Source organism: Leptospira ellinghausenii, assembly GCF_003114815.1.
In the GTDB taxonomy this organism is placed as follows: Bacteria; Spirochaetota; Leptospiria; order Leptospirales; family Leptospiraceae; genus Leptospira_A; species Leptospira_A ellinghausenii.
In genome coordinates this window covers 353,626-372,041 of the sequence record NZ_BFAZ01000009.1, presented here as the reverse complement: position 1 = coordinate 372,041, position 18,416 = coordinate 353,626, and the positions used below count along the sequence as shown (strand labels likewise).

At 38.8% G+C, this 18,416-nt stretch carries 17 protein-coding genes; 12 read left to right on the top strand and 5 right to left on the bottom strand.

The features are described from left to right. Positions 1–23: 23 nt before the first annotated feature. Positions 24–1,085, bottom strand: a complete 1,062-nt coding sequence (locus tag DI076_RS10220) for an MraY family glycosyltransferase (protein ID WP_108959794.1) — start codon at positions 1,083–1,085, stop codon at positions 24–26. 77 nt (positions 1,086–1,162) lie between these two features. Here DI076_RS10220 and dapA point away from each other — a divergent pair, with 77 nt between their 5' ends. Genes dapA through DI076_RS10200 form a run of 4 tightly spaced genes read left to right on the top strand, consistent with a single transcriptional unit; the run spans position 1,163 to position 4,718 of the window. Then, positions 1,163–2,047 carry a 4-hydroxy-tetrahydrodipicolinate synthase gene (gene dapA, locus DI076_RS10215; protein ID WP_108959793.1) on the top strand — a complete coding sequence of 295 codons (885 nt, stop codon included), beginning with the start codon at positions 1,163–1,165 and terminating at the stop codon, positions 2,045–2,047. Further along, complete coding sequence (dapB, locus tag DI076_RS10210; RefSeq protein ID WP_108959792.1) at positions 2,040–2,843, top strand: 4-hydroxy-tetrahydrodipicolinate reductase; 804 nt, start codon at positions 2,040–2,042, stop codon at positions 2,841–2,843. Before dapA ends, dapB begins: the two co-directional genes overlap by 8 nt. A 1-nt stretch (position 2,844) precedes the next feature. Then, the gene (gene cdaA, locus DI076_RS10205) at positions 2,845–3,675 is read left to right on the top strand and encodes a diadenylate cyclase CdaA (protein WP_108959791.1); all 831 of its coding nucleotides are present in this window, start codon (positions 2,845–2,847) and stop codon (positions 3,673–3,675) included. Then, entirely contained in the window at positions 3,672–4,718 is a 1,047-nt protein-coding gene (locus DI076_RS10200; RefSeq protein WP_108959790.1) for a CdaR family protein, read from the top strand. Before cdaA ends, DI076_RS10200 begins: the two co-directional genes overlap by 4 nt. A 78-nt stretch (positions 4,719–4,796) precedes the next feature. Here the strand turns inward: DI076_RS10200 and DI076_RS10195 are convergent, their stop codons facing one another. Continuing rightward, the gene (locus DI076_RS10195) at positions 4,797–5,693 is read right to left on the bottom strand and encodes an alpha/beta fold hydrolase (protein ID WP_108959789.1); all 897 of its coding nucleotides are present in this window, start codon (positions 5,691–5,693) and stop codon (positions 4,797–4,799) included. Positions 5,694–5,770: 77 nt separating this feature from the next. On the opposite strand from DI076_RS10195, the gene DI076_RS10190 reads away from it, so the two are divergent. Then, positions 5,771–8,332: an adenylate/guanylate cyclase domain-containing protein gene (locus DI076_RS10190; RefSeq protein WP_108959788.1), complete on the top strand. Its 2,562-nt coding sequence runs from the start codon at positions 5,771–5,773 to the stop codon at positions 8,330–8,332. A gap of 27 nt (positions 8,333–8,359) precedes the next feature. Here DI076_RS10190 and fliF read toward each other — a convergent pair whose 3' ends face one another. Together fliF and DI076_RS10180 are read right to left on the bottom strand one after the other, a co-directional pair. Continuing rightward, the gene (gene fliF / locus DI076_RS10185) at positions 8,360–10,060 is read right to left on the bottom strand and encodes a flagellar basal-body MS-ring/collar protein FliF (RefSeq protein ID WP_100726229.1); all 1,701 of its coding nucleotides are present in this window, start codon (positions 10,058–10,060) and stop codon (positions 8,360–8,362) included. A gap of 98 nt (positions 10,061–10,158) precedes the next feature. Continuing rightward, entirely contained in the window at positions 10,159–11,625 is a 1,467-nt protein-coding gene (locus DI076_RS10180; protein WP_108959787.1) for an aspartate aminotransferase family protein, read from the bottom strand. Between the two features lie 164 nt (positions 11,626–11,789). Between DI076_RS10180 and DI076_RS10175 the strand changes: the two genes are divergently transcribed. The 6 genes from DI076_RS10175 (at position 11,790) to DI076_RS10150 (ending at position 15,339) form a co-directional block, all read left to right on the top strand. Then, positions 11,790–12,443 (top strand): TetR/AcrR family transcriptional regulator, encoded by a 654-nt coding sequence (locus DI076_RS10175; protein WP_108960907.1) that lies wholly within the window; start codon positions 11,790–11,792, stop codon positions 12,441–12,443. A 132-nt stretch (positions 12,444–12,575) separates the two neighbouring features. After that, positions 12,576–12,821, top strand: a complete 246-nt coding sequence (locus DI076_RS10170) for a DUF4160 domain-containing protein (protein ID WP_108959786.1) — start codon at positions 12,576–12,578, stop codon at positions 12,819–12,821. Next, a complete protein-coding gene (locus tag DI076_RS10165) occupies positions 12,802–13,062 on the top strand; it encodes a DUF2442 domain-containing protein (protein WP_108959785.1) in 261 nt (86 codons plus the stop codon). Before DI076_RS10170 ends, DI076_RS10165 begins: the two co-directional genes overlap by 20 nt. A gap of 194 nt (positions 13,063–13,256) precedes the next feature. Then, entirely contained in the window at positions 13,257–14,024 is a 768-nt protein-coding gene (locus DI076_RS10160; RefSeq protein WP_108959784.1) for a hypothetical protein, read from the top strand. Beyond that, a complete protein-coding gene (locus DI076_RS10155) occupies positions 14,011–14,613 on the top strand; it encodes a hypothetical protein (protein ID WP_108959783.1) in 603 nt (200 codons plus the stop codon). The genes DI076_RS10160 and DI076_RS10155 overlap by 14 nt, the downstream gene beginning before the upstream one ends. A gap of 36 nt (positions 14,614–14,649) precedes the next feature. Then, entirely contained in the window at positions 14,650–15,339 is a 690-nt protein-coding gene (locus DI076_RS10150) for a hypothetical protein (protein WP_108959782.1), read from the top strand. Between the two features lie 17 nt (positions 15,340–15,356). On the opposite strand, the gene DI076_RS10145 is transcribed toward DI076_RS10150, so the two are convergent. Next, positions 15,357–16,562, bottom strand: a complete 1,206-nt coding sequence (locus DI076_RS10145; protein ID WP_108960906.1) for an MFS transporter — start codon at positions 16,560–16,562, stop codon at positions 15,357–15,359. A gap of 250 nt (positions 16,563–16,812) precedes the next feature. Here DI076_RS10145 and DI076_RS10140 point away from each other — a divergent pair, with 250 nt between their 5' ends. Continuing rightward, a complete protein-coding gene (locus DI076_RS10140; protein ID WP_108960905.1) occupies positions 16,813–18,411 on the top strand; it encodes a xylulokinase in 1,599 nt (532 codons plus the stop codon). The last annotated feature ends 5 nt before the right edge of the window (positions 18,412–18,416 follow it).

Sequence of the window (18,416 nt, the reverse complement as noted above, 5' to 3'; positions counted from 1 at the left end):
GAAAGGATGGATTTTTACAAACTTTAGGCAAGGTTTTTTCTAGTCACTGATAACCATACGATACCATAACATAAAAGCGAAACTGCAAACAAAATCAGGAAAATGGCAATTTTCCCAAAACCAAATTCTTTTAATAGAAAATGGAAACAAACCACCATTACATTCAAAAGGGAAAATACAACGAGAGAACCAATTTTACCCAGTTTGGTTTCGGTGAGTTTTTGGTATAAATGTTCTCTATGTGCTTGGAATAAGTGTTTTTTTTGAAAGAATCGTTTGATGAGGATTGTGACACCATCAATCCAAAAAAAAGGAAAAAGATAAAAGTAATCGGTTACATCCCAATAGATGCCATTCGATTTGTTTTGATAAAGTAAAGGGAGAACCAATCCAAAAAATCCAAGTGCCAATGATCCACTATCTCCCATAAACAATTTTGCTTTTGGGAAATTGTAAAAGATAAATCCAAACATGGAGACAAAGAGCAATGCGTACAAACTGTATCCTAAGTTTGGTTTGGTGTAAAAATCAGGTAAAATAAAACTTAGAGAAACAAAACAAATGGTGAATGTGGTTATCAAATACCAATCCATTCCATCCATAAAATTAACTAAGTTGATTCCAAATACCAAGAAGATTGTGAGAAAAAGAATTTGAACAAAACTGGGAATGGAACCAAATCCCAAAAAACTTATATTTGGTTGTATACCCCATAAACAGAAAAAAACAATTCCTAATTCTAATATGAGTCGGAGTTTCGGTGTTAAATGGTATAAATCGTCTACAAATCCTAAAACGGAAAATACTAAAATACCAACTAACAAAAGATAAAGGTTCCATGGTTCGTTACGAATGGGAAAAAGATCACTTCCTATCGATTGCAAAGGGGGTAGTAAACAGAGAAGGGTCGAGAGGAGAAAAACAGGGATAAAAAACATTCCACCCGATTTTTTTGTGACCGTGTCATGCAAACTCCGTTCATTTGGCACATCTTTCACCCCAAAACGGGAATACACATAAAATGTGTGCAAAATTAGGCTAAAGATGCCCAGAATGAGGAAGGAAATGGGAAAAAAAGGAACCATTTTCGCAAAGTTTCTCAGATCGGGGTCTTTTGGCAGTTTTTTATTGCAAAAATCAGTCCCTCTTCGATGTTTAATTTATGTTTCAGGGCGTTTATACTGCGGTCATCACCCCTTTCCGCCAGGGGAAAATCGATTACGATCAATACTTTAAAATCCTAGAAAACCAGATCCGATCCGGAGTCGCTGGTGTGGTTCCTTGTGGGACAACGGGAGAATCTCCTACTTTATCCTACGAAGAACATAAGGAACTCATCCAAAAAACGGTGCAGATCGTAGCGGGCAAAATCCAAGTGATCGCGGGTACTGGTTCTAACTCCACAAAAGAAGCAATTGAACTCACAGAGTCTGCCTGTGCAGATGGAGTGGATGGAATTTTGTCTGTAAATCCGTATTATAACAAACCAACACAAGAAGGGATGTTCCAACACTTTACAGCAATTGCAAATGTATCATCGAAACCTGTAATGTTGTACAACATCCCTGGTAGAACCAATGTAAATCTTTTACCAGAAACGGTAAGTCGTTTGGCTGCTCACCCTAAAATTGCAGCAATCAAAGAAGCAACAGGGGATCTCGGACAAATGGCAAAAGTGATTTCGCTCTGTCCACCCGACTTTGATTTGTTATCTGGTGACGACAACTTAACTCTTCCTGTTCTTTCCATTGGTGGTAAAGGAGTCGTGTCAGTTGTTTCAAATTTATTCCCACGAGCATGTGTGGATATGGTTTCTTTATACCTTCGTGGTGACCTGGAAGCTTCCAAAAAAATCTACTACAAACTACTCCCAGTATTTGTGAATGCCTTTATTGAAACAAATCCAATCCCAATCAAAGCAGCTATGAGTTGGTTTGGTTATTGCAGTAATGAACTCAGATTGCCAATGACTTCGTTGTCAGAAGGGCAACCAGCTGAGTCATTTAAAAAAATCGTATTCCAATTAAAAGAGGAAGGCATTGTCTAAAATCAAAGTCGGTGTGATTGGAGCTGGAGGTAGGATGGGGAAATCCATCATCCAAGTGCTTTCTCTTTCCAAAAAATCGGTGTTAAGCGCTGCTGTAGTGAGAGAGGGTGCGATTTATGCCGGTTTTGATTCTGGAAACCATGCAGGTATCAAAGAAACTGGAATTCTATTATCTTCCGACTTACAAAAAGCAAATGAAGATTCTGATGTGTTAATCGATTTTAGTACCCACACTGGATTTGAATCCATTCTCAATACGGCATTAAAAAATCGTAAACCATTGGTGATAGGTACAACCGGTCTTACCGATTCTGATAAAACTCTAATCAAATCGGCTTCTGAAACCATCCCAATTGTATTTTCTCCAAATATGTCTGTTGGTGTGAATTTACTTTTTAAACTTACTGAAATTGCAGCGAAAGTTTTACACGAAGATTTTGATATCGAAGTTTTAGACATCCACCATAGACATAAAAAAGACGCTCCTTCTGGTACCGCGATGTATTTAAAAGAAGTGTTACTGGAAGCTAGTAAACGAAGTGAAGAAAATGTAATTTATGGTCGTCATGGTATGTACCCAGAACGTGACCAAAAAGAAATTGCAATGCATACTATGCGTGCAGGCGAAGTAGTTGGCGAACATACAGTTTATTTTTTTAGTCCAGAAGAGAGGATTGAGATCACACATCGTGCTCAAGATCGCAAAACATTCGCTAGTGGAGCAGTGAAGGCCGCTGAATTTTTACATGGCAAATCGAAAGGTTTGTACAATATGTTTGATGTTTTAGGAATATAAATTGGATTTTTTTCGAGGATTATACATCATTCCATGGAGTAAAAATTATATCTCCATTAGTTTAGATGTACTCATCGTCGCATTTTTAATTTATAAATCATATACAACCTTACGTAGAACACGAGGGATTCAACTCTTATTTGGCGTAGGGATCATTTGGATCTCTGGAAGTTTAGCAGAATACTTAGGTTTTGAGTTACTTGAATGGATCTTAACCAATATTCGGCCAGCACTTGTTTTTGCCATCATTGTTCTCTTACAACCTGAGTTACGCCGTTTAACAGGTGATTTGGCAAGGATTCGACTCCTACGTTTGTTCTTTTTAAAACCTACTTTTGATTTGGATCCAATTGTCGAAGCAGTGAGGGCTATGTCCCAAGAAAAAATTGGATCAATCATTGTGCTCGTGAAAGACATTAGTCTTAAGGATATATCGGAAAACGCAGTCCCAATGGATTCCATTGTGACTTCTGAAATTTTACAAACTATCTTCTTTAAGAATTCACCACTCCATGATGGTGCAGTCATCGTTGAACAAAACAGAATTGTTTGTGCTGCTTCTTATTTGCCTATGAGTAGTTCCGTAGAAATCTCAACTTTAGGTGCAAGGCATAGATCTGCCCTTGGACTTTCGGAAGAAACAGATTCAATCATCATCGTTACTTCTGAAGAAACAGGAGACATTACAATTTGTTACGAAGGGGAAATGATCCATCCAGTGAAACCCTTGGAGTTAAAAGCTCTTGTAAGTGGTCTGATGTCAGGGAGTAAAAAGGTAAAAGACGAATCACAAAGAAAATCCAAAGATAAAGATTCCGGTGTGATCATATGATTTTGAAATTATTTGGAAAAATGGTTCGGAATTGGAAAGCAAAACTCATTTCGCTGATCATTGCTAGTATCTTTTATGTAAATTTGCAAAACTCTAAAGTTTTGATCAAAACAGTGAATGTTCCTATCGACTATCCAAAGTTATCTGGTAATTTGAGTTATTCAAAAAACCCAGAAAAAACCATTCCAGTTCGAGTGGAAGGTTTAAAAGATGTAGTAAACTATTATTCTCAATTCATGAAGGCCGTGATTGATCCCGAAGATGTCCAGTTAGGTGTCACAGAAGTTCCTATCAAAAAAATTGTTGGTGTTCCGAGTGGAGTTAAGGTAACAAAACTTAAAAAAACAGTTCCAGTGGAAATAGAATCGAGGGGACTCAAAGTGGTTCCAATTGAAGTTGTTTTTGAAGGGAATCCACCTGCTAACTTTGAAAAGTTGACTCAGATTTTAAGTCCTCAAAAAATCACACTCAGTGGTAAACCACAAGACCTTGAAAAAATTAATAAAGTGGTTTTGCCAGAAATTTCACTTGTGGATCGTAAGGAACCATTTGCAAAAACAGTAAAAATTCCAGAATTGCCGAAAGGTGTGAATGTACTTGGCTCTCGTGATGTAACGGTGAATGTAAATATCATCCCACTTTCGTATAAAACAGGAGAACAAACTGCCGCCGGGATTCCCATCGTTTGTTCTGGGTTAGATCCAAAACTTGATGCAGAACTTTCAGAAGAACAAGTTGCAATTCGTTATTTTTCCCTAAAACCAATACGTTCTGCGCAAATCCTAACAGGCATTACAGCTCAAGTTCCTTGTAATTATATCTTTGATCCAATTAAAAATAAAATTGTTCCAGAATTACAACCTCAGGTAGCAAAAGTTAGGATCATCAAAAACAAAGATCTAAAAGGGATCGAAATATTACAGATCAGCCCTGAAAAAATCGAAATTCGGTACAAAGTCAAAGAACAAAATATCGATCCAGATAATATTGATGAAGGAACAGGAATGGAAGGAATCACCCCACATCCTTCCGATCGATCCTAAAGACCACTCATCTTATTTTAATAAGCGATTTTTAGAAATCGATAGGAAGTTAAACTAACAACTCTTCCGTTGTATTTGTTATTTTAGAAATTCATAAATTTCTTTAAAACTTTCGTCTGGGTTCTCCCACATTGGGTAATGTCCAATGTTTGGCCAACGAATCAGTTTTTTATGTTTTATGGGAAGTTTTTCAATTTCATCTGCTAAATGACTTCCACTGACAGGATCTTCTCCTCCATTGATAAACAACAAAGGAACTTCTGTTTGTAAGAGGGCATTTTTCCAACGTTCACCATGGTATCGTCTTTCTTTGATGTACTTTAAAAGTTTGTGTGGGATCAAAACTTTATTTGGATAGGTGATGAGTTTCCAAAGGACAGAGATTTCTTTTTCTGTGGGTTTTGTATTTTTACCAAAAACATCGCTAAATGCTACGCCGAATTTTTTTTCATCATAAAATCTTGCGAGGATTGCACCTAATATAGGTGTTGCGAGTAGTTTTTGTTTGAACGTAGGTCTATGCAAATGTGGGAATAAACCACCGTTAAAAAACACCGCACCATCTATTTCATACTTACGTTCTTTTGATTCTAAGTGACGAGCAAGGATTTCTTGGCCAACACTCACAGCATAGTCATGGAATACAAATTTGACCCGTTTGAGGGCATTTTTCTCTATAAAGGATTCGATGATATCAGTTTGTTCGACTAATGTATATTCGTGTTTGATTGGTTTTGAAGAATACCCAAAGCCTAAAAAATCGATGGCGAATGTATTAAAATACCGAGTTAAACCATTAAAGATTTTGGAATAATCCCATGAAGAAGTTGGGAAACCATGTAACAAGATTAAGTTTTGACCTCTTCCTTCTTGGATATAGAAGATTTGGAATTTTTTATATTCAAAAAATTTACCTGAGGCCAACCATTCTGTAGCGTTCTTTTTTGGAAAATTAAGATCTAACATATCCGACATAGCACAACAATTCGAGAAGTGAGTCAAATAGAAGAAATGACTCTTTTCTCAATATTTTATAGCCGATCTTATAAAGGATGGATTCATACTCTCTAATTTATTTTGTAAAACCGGAGGGAATAATCTCCAATTGGGAATATTTTTGGTACCAAATTCCATATGGTGCGCCTGGAATTTTGACATTTGTTGTGGGTTTATTTCTTAGTTTTTTTGCGTTTCAAAAGTTTCGTAAGTCAAAAGAGGACAATCGTTACTTTCATCTCAATCTGACCATCTCGTTTATCAGTTTTGGATGTGTAGGCCTTGTGTTAACTACTAGAGCATGGATCCAAGATGTAGAAACACTTGTTTTGTGGAACGATTTATTGTATTTTTTTGTTGCCCCACTCGCACCTACTGCCTTTTACCTAGCCTTTCACATGACAGGTAAACAAAGTAAACTTCTGTTATACTATTCTTATGTTTGTTGGTTTGCAAGTTTTGTATTGTATTTGGGGGTAATTTTAGGAAAAGGATTTGAAACAAACGTGTTTGAATTTCCATTCGGAAAATACCCTCGGGGAAGTGCGTTTGTAAGGCCTTGGGGAATTCTTGCACCGTTAGGATACTTTTTACTGATTCTTCCTTCTTTTATCAAACATTATCACTACATTCGTAAACATTACCATCTCACTCTCTTTCACGGTGTTAATTTATTGTTTTTACTCACTACCTTAAATGCTCCCAGCATTTTGGGATTCAAAGTGTATCCTGGTGGATTCTTTTTATTCATTCCGATGTTGCTTGTTGCCTATGGTGTATTTCGTTCAGATTTTTTTGATGTGAATGAACTATTATTCCAAAAGAATGGAATGTTTTATTTTCTATTTGCCTTACTTTCTTTTGTTCTGATTTTTATTTCCTTTGGAGTTTCCTTTGGGCTTTCACCAAATGCATATGAATCAGCAAAATGGTACCCTTGGGGTATACCTCCCGTCGTTTCTGTGTTTGGTGCTGTTTTTTTATCAATCATCGTTGCAGGAGCTAATCCATCAGCAAGGATCAACCAACTTTGTGCGTTTGCTCTCATTCTCACTGGTTTTTATGTGATCCAATCAGTTCCTTTAAAATTAAACATATCCTATGTTGTACAACTTCGGATTTCGCAGATGACATTTGTCGCTTTTGCGTTTGCACCGAGTATCATGGTGCGACTTGTTTTTGAAGCCATAGGTCAGAAGTCACCTGTTTGGTTAAAAGGAATCGATTTACTTTGTATCACAGCTGCGATCTTATCCCCCTCTCCTTATTTGTTTGTAGGGTATTATGATTACCCTTGGTCTCGAGTGCATCATGGTGGCCCTGCGGAACTTCTTGTCGGAGCTAATGGAGCCATTGCGTTAGTATTAGTTTTAATTACCTTTCTTCGGAACAAAGGGTATATTAACTTTGCCTCTAAGTGGATCATTGGATCCTTTTTGTTATCGGCATTGTTACTTTTGGCTGCTTTACTTCCAAGCCATGGAATTCCAATTTATCCCATTGCAGATTTTCAATTCATTCCTGCATTTTTACTCGGTTATGCGGTTCTAAGACATGGAGCATTGTCGTTGGAAGGAAGGACCATCCAATTAAGCCAACGACTAGCAAACCTTGGACTCATTACAATGGCAATTGCTGCTATTTTGTATTTTCCATTGATACGAGAACAATATGGAGTTGGGGAGTCTGCTTTCCATCTCACTATGATTGTTTTGCCACTGGTTCTCTTTAATTATCTTGTGGTATACATCATGTCAAGGCCACTTGCTGAAGAACTAGATATCAGTTATTTTCTGTTAGATTTAGAAAAACAAAAAGCAGATGAAGAAAGGGAAAAAGCTCTCATTGCACAAGATAAGGCAGAAGAAGCACGCGAAGAATCCGAAAAACTTTTATTAAACATCTTACCATACAAAGTGGCCCAAGAATTAAAAGCAAAAGGGAGTGTGAATCCTGTTCGTTTTGAAAACGCTACCGTATTATTCACTGACTTCAAAGGTTTTACCAAAGTAGCAGAAGGAATGGATGAACAAAGTCTAATCGAAGAACTCGATGCTTGTTTCACCCAGTTTGATGAAATTATACTCAGGAATAATTTGGAAAAATTAAAAACCATAGGGGACAGTTATATGTGTGCCGGTGGTTTGCCTGTCGAAAATCGAACCAGTGCCATTGACGCTTGTTTGGCGGCACTTGAGATCCAAAGTTTTATGAACCAATTGAAGGAAATCAAAACTGCTTTAAACCTTCCTTTTTGGGAATTACGGTTGGGAATCCACACGGGTCCCGTTGTTGCAGGGGTTGTGGGTCGGTTTAAGTTTGCCTATGACATCTGGGGTGATACTGTAAACACAGCCTCTCGAATGGAATCAGGTGGTGAAACTGGAAAAATCAATGTCTCTAAGGAAACCTATGAACTTGTGAAATACTTTTTTGTCACTGAGTATCGTGGAAAAGTCCATGGGAAAAATAAGGGTGATTTGGATATGTACTTTGTCCACCGCCTAAGGCCTCGTTATTCGCAAGACCCTGATGGAAAGGCACCTAACCAATACTTCCGAGAAGTGTATTCTCGGATTTCTCGCGGTGCCAATATCCGTTGGAAAAAAGAATCCTAATAGTTACTGAATGACGTATCAGTTAACTTACGTTTGTTCCTCTTCGGCAAGCCAAGTGCGAAGTAACTGTGCCACGTCTTCTGGTTTTTCTTTTGCCAGGTTGATCGCGTTTTCGAGAAGTTCTCGTCTGAGTTTTTCGTCGAGGGAGAGTTCGACTTCCGCTCCCCCTTCGTCCATCACACGAAGAGCTGCTTCCCTCATCATTTGTTGTTGAGCAGCAAGTTCTTCTTCTCTGAGTCTTCTTCTTCTTGCGATTTCTTTTTTGATCGCACGATACACTAAGATAGCAAGGATGAGTAAGATGAGGATGACAAGGGATGCGATCACCATATTGCGGATGGCACGTTGTCTTTGGAATTCTTCATCTTCAGCGCGGAATTGTTCCGTTCTATCTTTTGGAATTGTGATAACACTGATTTGATCCCCACGTGATCTTGTGTACCCAATGGCTGCTTCTAAGTTTTTACGAATGAGCTTTAAGTCTTGTTCGGCGACAGGAATGTACTTTCGATCATATCCCATCCCGTCTTCTCGTTCTTTCCGTTCCCAAACTCCATCCACAACCACAGACAATCCGATTTTTTCAATTTTCCAAGGTTGGCGTTTGATGTCTTTGACCCGTTTGTTAAATTCGTAGTTATTGATGTTTTCGTCTTTGGAATACTCAGCTTTTTGGTAGTCTGTATCTTTGTATCCTGGAGGAAGGTTTGGTTCTGTACCAGCAGGCCCATCAGGAGTAAAACCTCTTCCTTTGAACGATTCCTTTGTCTCTTTGGATGATACTTTTAAGGAATAACCATCAACAAGCTTACGTTCGTTATATGGTGTATCAGGGTTATCTTCTTCCGCAACTACTGGTAATACTTCGTTTTCCGTTAAGGATTCTTGGTCCCAGTTAAAAGAATATTCAAATCGAGTGATGTCCACTCGGTCTTCCCCACCTAAGTACCAACGTAAAGTGTTACGGATGTCGATGAGACGTTTGACTCGTTCTTCTTCTTCGATTCGGAGTTTCTCTTGGACAATCCTTAATTCTAATCTTTCTTTTTCTAAGTCTTCTTCAAAATCAGATATGATTTTACCATCTGGATCGGCAACACTTACGTTTTCTGGTTTGAGTTTGGGAACAGCTCTTGCCACTAAGTTCACAATCCCTTTGATTTCTTTTTTACTAATTCCTTCTACCCCTGGTCGGAAGTGTAAAATCACACTGGCTTTGACTGGATAGGAGTTGGATTCAAACAAATCCCCTTCTGGGATGGCAATGTTGACATCTGCTTTTTCAATTGGGCGTAAGGTGTTTAATGACTTTTCAATCGCACCCTTTAACGCTCTGTATTTTTTAATGTCTTTATCAAATTGTGTTTCGGTGAATTTTTCAATATCAAAGAGTTCCCAACCAGTGACACCCGCTGGGATTAAATTCTCTTGTGCAAGTTTGGTTACAATTTCTTGCCTTTGTTCTGGATCCACTGTGATGACACTGGTTTCACTCGAACCATACGAATACCCAAGGGCATCTAATTTTTTTGTGACTTCTGAGAAGTCTTTGGAATCCAAGTCTTTGAAAAGAACCACTCGATTCCTTTGGGAGGAAACATTGGAGAGGATGATGATGGCCACCACAACAACTGCAAGTACTCCGGCCAAAATCATTTTTTTGGTTTTGTCGAGTTTGTTGAATAACTCTTTTAGATTATCAATGATCTTTTGCAGTGGTTCAGGCATAGTTCGGGCCTCGTAGAGATTTGAGACATAATGCCATGAATTCCCCAAAATGTACAAGTACTTTTCGGGGAGGGAAAGAATTTCGCGTTTTTAGCTACTTACACCCCTTCCACTTTTTGGAAGACTCGGTCAAACCGTTTGAGTGCATCATCAATCACTGCATCCGTATCAGCGGCACTTGTATACAAACGACTTCCAGCAAGTGTCACAAGACCTTCTGACATGTAAGCTGCTCCCATTTCTTCCATTGCATGTTTGCGTTTGTGGGCTTCTGCAATGGTTTTTTTAATCGTCCAAAATTTCTTGATATCGATATCGAGTAACATCGTACCAACGGTTTCCAAATGGCAGATAGAACCTTGGTTGAAGGCAACAAAGGGTAGGTTGTATTTTTGGATGAGTTTTTGTAATCCCTTTGTGAGGCGGTCACCAGCTCTCCCTGATTTTTCACACGCGTTGGTTTTTTCCATTTCACAAAGTGTGAAGTAACCTGCAAGGGAACTGAGTGGATTTGCTGCCATCGTTCCACCGATTAACGCCTTTTTGGTGCCCGTTTGTAATCCAGCAGATACATACTTCATGTATTCTTTTTTACCACCAAGCCCACCAGCAGATGGATAACCACCAGCGACAACTTTTCCAAAGACAGTGAGATCAGGTTCCACACCAAAATACCCTTGTGCACCACTAAGGCCGATTCGAAATGCTGTTACCACTTCATCAAAGATAAGAAGGGCACCGTATTTGTTGCAAAGTTCTCGAACACCTTTGTTAAAATCTTTATCAAGTGGTCGTGTTCCACTTTCAGGCCCAACGGGTTCAATGAGAACAGCAGCGGTTCCACCAAAAAAACGATTTCGTTTGAGGACGGATTCGAGTGAGTTTAGATCATTCGGATAGAATTCTTGTGTGTATTTGAAAATAGATCTTGGTACACCATTGGCTTCAAAATGCCTTGTACCAGGAATTCGTAACCCATACGCAAGTTGGTCACTCCATCCATGGTAAGCTCCACCCATCTTCACAATGTTTTTCTTCTTTGTCGCAAGTCTTGCCACTCGGATGGAAGCCATACATGCTTCTGTTCCAGAACCTAACATGCGAAACATTTCCACAGAAGGAACAAGTTCGACAATTTTTTCGGCAAGTTTGTATTCGTATTCATGGAAAAGCCCTGTGACTGGTCCTGTGGAATCTAAGAGTTCGATTACTTTTTTACGAACACTTGTGGGGTTACTGCCGAGGACTGTAGGTCCACCTGCTTGTAAAAAGTCGATGTATTTGTTTCCATCTAAATCATATAAATAGGCGCCAGAAGCTTTGGTGAACACAAGTGGGAAAGGAAAATTAAAAGACAAGTTGTGTTGGACACCACCTGGGATGTATTCCGAAGCCTTTGTGATCATGGCTTTGGACTTACTGCATTTTTTTTCAAAGTAGTTTTGGATGATGTTTTCCATTTCGTTTTTGCGAATGGAACGGATCGGTAGGGAAATTAATTTCCGCAAGTCTTTGTAAACTTGGTCTACATTAGGGTATTCATTGATGGAAAAGCCTGTGGCCATACGATGTTTCCTCGTCCGTGTTCTTTTACTTGACAATGAGTGAGTCATCACTCATTGTCAAGAAGGAAATCGAAAATTTAGAAAGTTTCTCGGATTCTTTTGGAATTGCGCTCAATTTCCTTGAGAAATCCAGCCTTTTTTCATTCATAGGTAGGAAGATGCATATGGCTGATACAAAACACTTTAACGAAAGTTTCGAAAGGATTTCGGAAGAAAAACGGAATCGGATTTTATCGATCGCCATCTCTGAATTTGCCAACCGTGGTTTCACAAGCGCCAATACCAATACCATCGCCCAAAAAGCGGGGATCAGTGTTGGTTCCCTCTACAAATACTTCGAAACCAAAGAGGATTTTTTCTTAACCGTGGTCGATTATGGGATCACCCAATTGGAAAAAACCTTAGAAACCGTTCTGTCTATGGATTTGGATTTTTTTGGGAAGGTGGAAAAGATTGTCAGGATCATCCAAAACCATTCTCGGATGAACCAAGACATCATTCGTCTCTACAATGAAATGACAACGGAAAGTAATTACGAACTCATCACACGCCTGTCAGGTGAACTTGAATCCTTATCAGCAAAATGTTATATCGATATGATCCAAACAGCCAAACAAGAGGGAACGATTGCCAGTGATGTGGATAGTAACCTCTCTGCTTTTTTACTCGATAATCTTTTTATGACCTTACAGTTTTCTTATGCCACCGTGTATTACAAAGAACGCATGAAAATTTATTTGGGGGAAGGCGTATTTGAAGATGATGAAGCGGTTGTCAAAGCTGTCATGAAATTCATCAGACGTGCCTTAGGCGGTTAGGGATAGTATCATTTTGGAATGGATTCCCATTCAGAAATCGACCCCTATTTTTACTAAAAAGCATATAGATTAGTAAAGTATTGATAGAGTTTAATTGTTGCAGAGATGGTTGACTTTTGACATAATTAGGCAATGCCAAAGGTACTTGAAAAGAATGGATTTAAATTTTTCTTCTTTTCAAATGAGGGTAACCCTCGTGAGCCAATACATATTCACGTAAGAAAGGGTGAGAAAATTGCAAAATTTTGGCTGAAACCGAATGCAATTTTAGTTGATAATTACGGGTTTTCTTCTAAAGAATTAAATTGGATCGAAGAAGAAATAGAAAACAATTCAAATCTAATCGAAGGTAAATGGAATGACTTCTTTAATCTCTGAAGCAAAAGCACAAAAAGTTTGGTTTGATGAAGATAACCTTTGGATCTCGTTATATGATGGTCGATCATTATCCGTACCACTTGCCTACTTCCCGCGATTGAGAAAAGCAAATAAAGAACAGCTGAATCGATATGAACTTAGTGGAGGAGGGATTGGAATCCATTGGGAAGAATTAGATGAAGATATCAGTGTTGCAGGTCTTCTCTTCGGAACGGGTGATTTATCCTCTTCTAAAAAATAATTCAAATGTGATGAAATTCATCAGACGTGCCTTAGGTGGATAAGGTTCCATTTTCCATTTGACTCCGGTTTGATTTTGCCCTATCACTGCCGATAGGAGTTGTAAACGGACACTCTACAAAAACGATTCTGTTTCTTTCCATTAGGAAATCGTTTTACGAGCTGGTTTGTTTGCAGTATAGGTACTATCCGTTTATGAAAAAAATATTGATCCTTTGTTTTCTTCTCACCTCAATGTCAGTGTTATCCGCTGATGAAAAAGCAGATTTAAATTCGATTGTAAATTATATAAATCATTACAACCAGAATTGCTCCTGTGGTTTCCCGATCGCATCTTCAAAAGACCAACATTTTTTTACAGTAAATTACTACGTAATAGATGGTAATTTTAAATCCATGTTAAAAAGTAAGAACAGAGACGAATACATTCAAAAATTTGGAAACAAACGAAAGTGGCTTGTTTCCAGAAACCAAGGTGTTGGAGAATCCTTATATCTGTTTCATGCCATTCAAGAAGTCGATTCGAGTGCGAAATATTCCCCAAAACATAAGGTAATGAACATGCAGGACTCTCATAATTTTGCATTTAAAAACTATTGTGAATTAGATGGGAAAATACAGGATGAGTTTGCAAGAATTAAAAAAATGAAGATTACTTTTTTTGAGACTCAATACTATGAAATTAATAATGGAATGAGTTATCATGTTTATGATGAATTTAGAAAAACAAAAAGTTTTGAAGTCTCATTTCCCAACCAAGCAGAAATTGTATACCCCATGCCTGCCTACAAACCAGTAGGATCTACAGAAAATGTGCCTGGGACAATCATCGTGTTGCAGTTAAACGTGTTGGAGGTATACCCGGGAGAAGAAGGAAAACCATTATGTACCGAAGATTTTTATCTAGGGTATAAAGAACGTGGGGAATACACTGAGGTTTTAAAACAAATTGATAAAATTTAATCATCTCATTTTCGGTGTTATGTTACTGGTAATTTGTTTTTTCACATACATAACAGAATCGGTTGCAGAAACAATGACACCTGACCCTGACCTGCCAGAAGGTTGGGAATTTCAATTCAATGCACCGTTTGGTCAAATTGATGATATCACACCCATACCAGGACCATTCCCGCCATACCAGATGGATGCCTATTATTTTATCATCCAAACGGAGACGTTTGCGAATTTAGTAGGAACTCATAGCAATAACGCTCAAATTACAAGATATGCTTGTCTCGCTCTAGACACCAAAAAAGGTGAAGCGGTATTAAAGTTCTTATTTGACCGCACCTTCTATATGTTAGATGTAAAAAAAATCTCATCCAATGTTTTTGAGCTCCAGTACCAAGGGGATAGGGCGAAGATCAAACTGTACAAAAGCAGCCCAGAGCGAAAAGACAGGTCCGATTACCGCCTACGGTTTGCTGATGGATTGACAGGAGGAGATGCATTTTACCCGAAAGGTGCCTATGCCGCTAGCAGTGACAGTTATCTTTTCCCAACGATGAGTTCCTGTATCAACATGGCAGTTAAGATGTCGTTGAAATAGTCGGCGATTACTCTAGAAAAAAAGAGGAATTTAGCTTTGCGAGAAAATTTTAATATTAAGATTTTATTTTTAGTTTTTGTTCTCGTTACTGTATGCAAAGAACACACCCAGGTAGAACATACGAAACCCGTAGAACAAAAAATAATGCTAACTAAAGAAAATTCATTATTCAATAGAAGGGAAGATGAGCGAGTTTTTGAAATTCCTTATGAAAATTATCAAAAAATCGATCCAGAGCGTTTTAGAAAAGAGATCGGCGATCAAGAGGGTAATATTTATGTGTATGACTTTTATGAGGTTTTAGAAAGACAAGCAGGTAGAACTTACTTCGGTATTGAGTTTGACAAAGGAGCACGGAGATATGTCCCTTATTTAAAAGTTGATTTTTTTGTGGGAATCGATACTCTAAAAGAAGTATATTGCATAAAGTTTACTAAGGAGTTCCGTGATTGTCGCCTTAGTTTTGTGTTTTCAAAAAAACCATATATTACACCTGAAATTATCTATCTCCGTTCTAGAAATGATAAATTATTTTACTTAATGCATCCAGACATTGCTAGACCAATGTTCTTTGGGTATGGGCATATTGAATCGAAAGAATTCCTTGAGAATGCAAAAGAAGCATATGAGCTCTACAAATTAGAAAAAAATGCGCCTCCACTTACAGAATTTGACTTCAGTGAAAAAAGTGCCCGAGCATTAGATACTATCTTAGGTAAGCAGTAACCTGTATTGATCTTCCCCTAACTTTCCATAAACGGACTTTCTTTCAATTGGAAGACAAGTGCCAGTGTTAGTACTGTTAACGCAAGTAACACATACAAAAACGATACCATTCCAAAAAAATTTAGCCCTAAGATAAATACAATTCCTGAGACTTGGCCCACAAGGAGTAATAACCCTTGTGAGGTGGACTCGGGGGCAGGGGATGTGATCTCAGCACAGTATTGGAATCCAATGGGTGCCCCAATCCCCAGTAAAAAAAATCCAATCACTACCGACCCAATGAGTAAAGGGATAAAACCTTGGAACAAAACAAAAACAGTAAGCCCAAGTAAAAATCCGATCATAGCGATGACTAAAAATAGTTTTCGTTTTTGGAATTTGTCAGAGAGGGGAGGGATGAAAATACCTCCTAGGATCCCGGCAATGAGCATCACCCCACCCACAAGTCCCGACTCTTCTGTGTTCAATCCTTTGATTTCACAAATCTGATCGATACAAGTACTCACGGCATTAAACACACCAAGCCCAATGAGAAACAAAAATAGGATTTTTTTCATGTCGGCTTGTTTCCATAAAAAACGAATCCCATCAAAAAAGGAGAGTTCATGGTCTTCGCCGTGTGTACTCGGTGAGGTGGGAGGTTTTTCTCTTACGAGGAGTAAAAAAAGAATCGCACTCGCCATCGAGACAAATCCATACACCATCATCACTTCTGGAATCGTGTTTCCACTGTGTAAAAGAATGGGGGTTAGGATCATCACAAGGATGATTCCGAGAAACTGTGCGAGTGTTCCTAAAGCAACGGATGTGGCTCGTTCGTGGATGGGAAACCACAATACACTAATTTTTGTCACTGCATTGAGGAGGAAAGGTTGGGCAATGGCAAGACCCAATTGGCAAATGAGGACCACTGCATACTCCGATGCATACATCCCTTTGAGTAACCCACAAACACCAGTTAGGATCGCACCAAACCCAACACCAATTTTGATTCCATAGGTATCAATCACATACGAAGCGGGGATGGCGATGAAAACAAAAACAGCCAAAAACACTAAAGACAAAAGATCAATTTGCAGTGGGGAAACCATATAAAACTCTTTGGCTTCCCTGGCAATCGGAGCAAAAGACAACCATTGCAAACAAATGGTCGCTGTGATCACGATGTAGGCAAATAAAACCACCCAACGGTATCCATACACTTTTACTGGCAATTGGCTCATACAACTCTCTCCCTTTGTCCCGATGGCAACACGAAGTTCCAAAAACCCAAGCGACCCTGATCTGGTTTCACCATTCGGAAAAGAACCCGAGGGATCAAAAATCGATTGCCAACGGAGCTGATCCTACTCAATGCTTGTGAGTGATCACTCACTTTTTTGCTTTCTTGCCAGAAAAACTCCAAAAAATGGCAAACATGGCCTGAAATTGGTGAAAACCGGGACAATGTTTCCCTCGAGCGACGGAGATTCCATGGATTCAGACTGTATCTTAGCCTATGACATTGGCACCACAGGGGTGAAAACCTGCCTATTTCAGATGACCTCGTCCCTCACTCTTTTGGCATCTGCCTCAAAAGAATACCCCATCCAACTTCTCGCGAATGGGGGAGCTGAACAAAATCCAGAGGACTTTTGGGAGGCAATGCGTTTTACCACAAAACTTGTATTAAGCGAAGCGAAAGTATCCAATCAAAACATCCAAGGCATTTCCTTTTGTTCTCAGATGCAAGGACTTGTGCTTGTGGACGAAACATTTCGCCCTGTCCGAAATGTGATGAGTTATATGGACCAAAGGGCCACAAAAGAAATGAAAGCCGGGATTGAACATGGATTTAAAATTGAAGGTATCAACGCGTTTAAACTTTTGGTGTCTCTCTGGATTACAGGTGCAGTTGCCGCAAGTGTAAAAGATCCAATTTGGAAATACAAATGGGTGGAAAAAAATGAACCAGATAACTTTAATAAGGTGAGATGGTGGTTTGATGTCAAAGAATATTTGATCGCTAGGTGTACAAACCAAGCAGTGATGACAAGGGATTCTGCTTTTGCTACATTTTTATATAATTCGAGAAAAGGCAAAGGAAACTGGAGTAAATTCCTTTGTAAGTTATTTGGTATTCGCAGGGAACATTTACCAAAACTCATCAATGCCGAAGAAAAAGTCGGAGGGCTCACAAACGAAGCGGCAGAGTATTTAGGACTAAAGACCGGTACACCCGTGTTTGGTGGTGGTGGGGATGCTTCTCTCATTGGAGTGGGTGCAGGTGCAGTTTCAGAGGGAGACACTCATATTTACGCAGGGACATCTGGTTGGATCGGTACTGTTACAAAAAGAAGGACAGTGGATATCAATGCTAGGATTGCTTCCATTGTGGGAAGCCGTGAAGGGTATTATAATTATTTCGGAGAACAAGAAACATCAGGCAAATGTTTACAATGGGTGAAAGACCATTTGGCATTGGATGAAATTGATTTGTACTTAGAAAAAAAGAAAATCACAGATGGCCCTGATGCTGTTTACGCGAGTTTATTTGAGTTTATGTTTGATTCCATAAGAGATACAGAACCTGGCTCCCAAGGTGTGATCTTTACACCTTGGTTACATGGAAATAGATGTCCTTTTGAAGATCCAAAGGCAAGAGGGATCTTCTTTAATATCAGTTTGCATACGGGAAAACGAATTTTAATCCGAGCTGTGATTGAAGGGATTTTGTTCCACAAACGATGGATTTTAGAGTTATCCAATACAAAAGTTCCTACTTCGAAAACCATTCGATTTGTGGGAGGAGTGGCTCGTTCTGATTTCATCTGTCAAATGTTAGCTGACATTACAGGGAAAACCATCGAACGTGTTGTCCATCCGGAAAACGTAGGAGCAATTGGAGCAGCAGCGATTGTTGCTTTAGGACTTGGAAAAATCAAAACATACGAGGACATTAAACGAATGATCCCCGTCGATAAAACTTGGTTCCCCAATCCAACATTGAAACCTGTGTATGATAAAAACTTTTCTGTTTTTAAAAAATTATACAAAACGAATCAAAAACATTTTGCGATTCTCAATTCTTAAGTCAA

Coding starts and splice junctions, on each gene's coding strand:
- DI076_RS10220 (WP_108959794.1), bottom strand. CDS start 1,085: ATGGTTCCTTTTTTTCCCATTTCCTTCCTCATTCTGGGCATCTTTAGC.
- fliF (WP_100726229.1), bottom strand. CDS start 10,060: ATGCCTGAACCACTGCAAAAGATCATTGATAATCTAAAAGAGTTATTC.
- DI076_RS10145 (WP_108960906.1), bottom strand. CDS start 16,562: ATGAGCCAATTGCCAGTAAAAGTGTATGGATACCGTTGGGTGGTTTTA.
- DI076_RS10165 (WP_108959785.1), top strand. CDS start 12,802: ATGACTTCTTTAATCTCTGAAGCAAAAGCACAAAAAGTTTGGTTTGAT.
- DI076_RS10195 (WP_108959789.1), bottom strand. CDS start 5,693: ATGTCGGATATGTTAGATCTTAATTTTCCAAAAAAGAACGCTACAGAA.
- DI076_RS10200 (WP_108959790.1), top strand. CDS start 3,672: ATGATTTTGAAATTATTTGGAAAAATGGTTCGGAATTGGAAAGCAAAA.
- DI076_RS10170 (WP_108959786.1), top strand. CDS start 12,576: ATGCCAAAGGTACTTGAAAAGAATGGATTTAAATTTTTCTTCTTTTCA.
- DI076_RS10190 (WP_108959788.1), top strand. CDS start 5,771: ATGGATTCATACTCTCTAATTTATTTTGTAAAACCGGAGGGAATAATC.
- DI076_RS10175 (WP_108960907.1), top strand. CDS start 11,790: ATGGCTGATACAAAACACTTTAACGAAAGTTTCGAAAGGATTTCGGAA.
- DI076_RS10140 (WP_108960905.1), top strand. CDS start 16,813: ATGGATTCAGACTGTATCTTAGCCTATGACATTGGCACCACAGGGGTG.
- DI076_RS10160 (WP_108959784.1), top strand. CDS start 13,257: ATGAAAAAAATATTGATCCTTTGTTTTCTTCTCACCTCAATGTCAGTG.
- dapA (WP_108959793.1), top strand. CDS start 1,163: ATGTTTCAGGGCGTTTATACTGCGGTCATCACCCCTTTCCGCCAGGGG.
- DI076_RS10180 (WP_108959787.1), bottom strand. CDS start 11,625: ATGGCCACAGGCTTTTCCATCAATGAATACCCTAATGTAGACCAAGTT.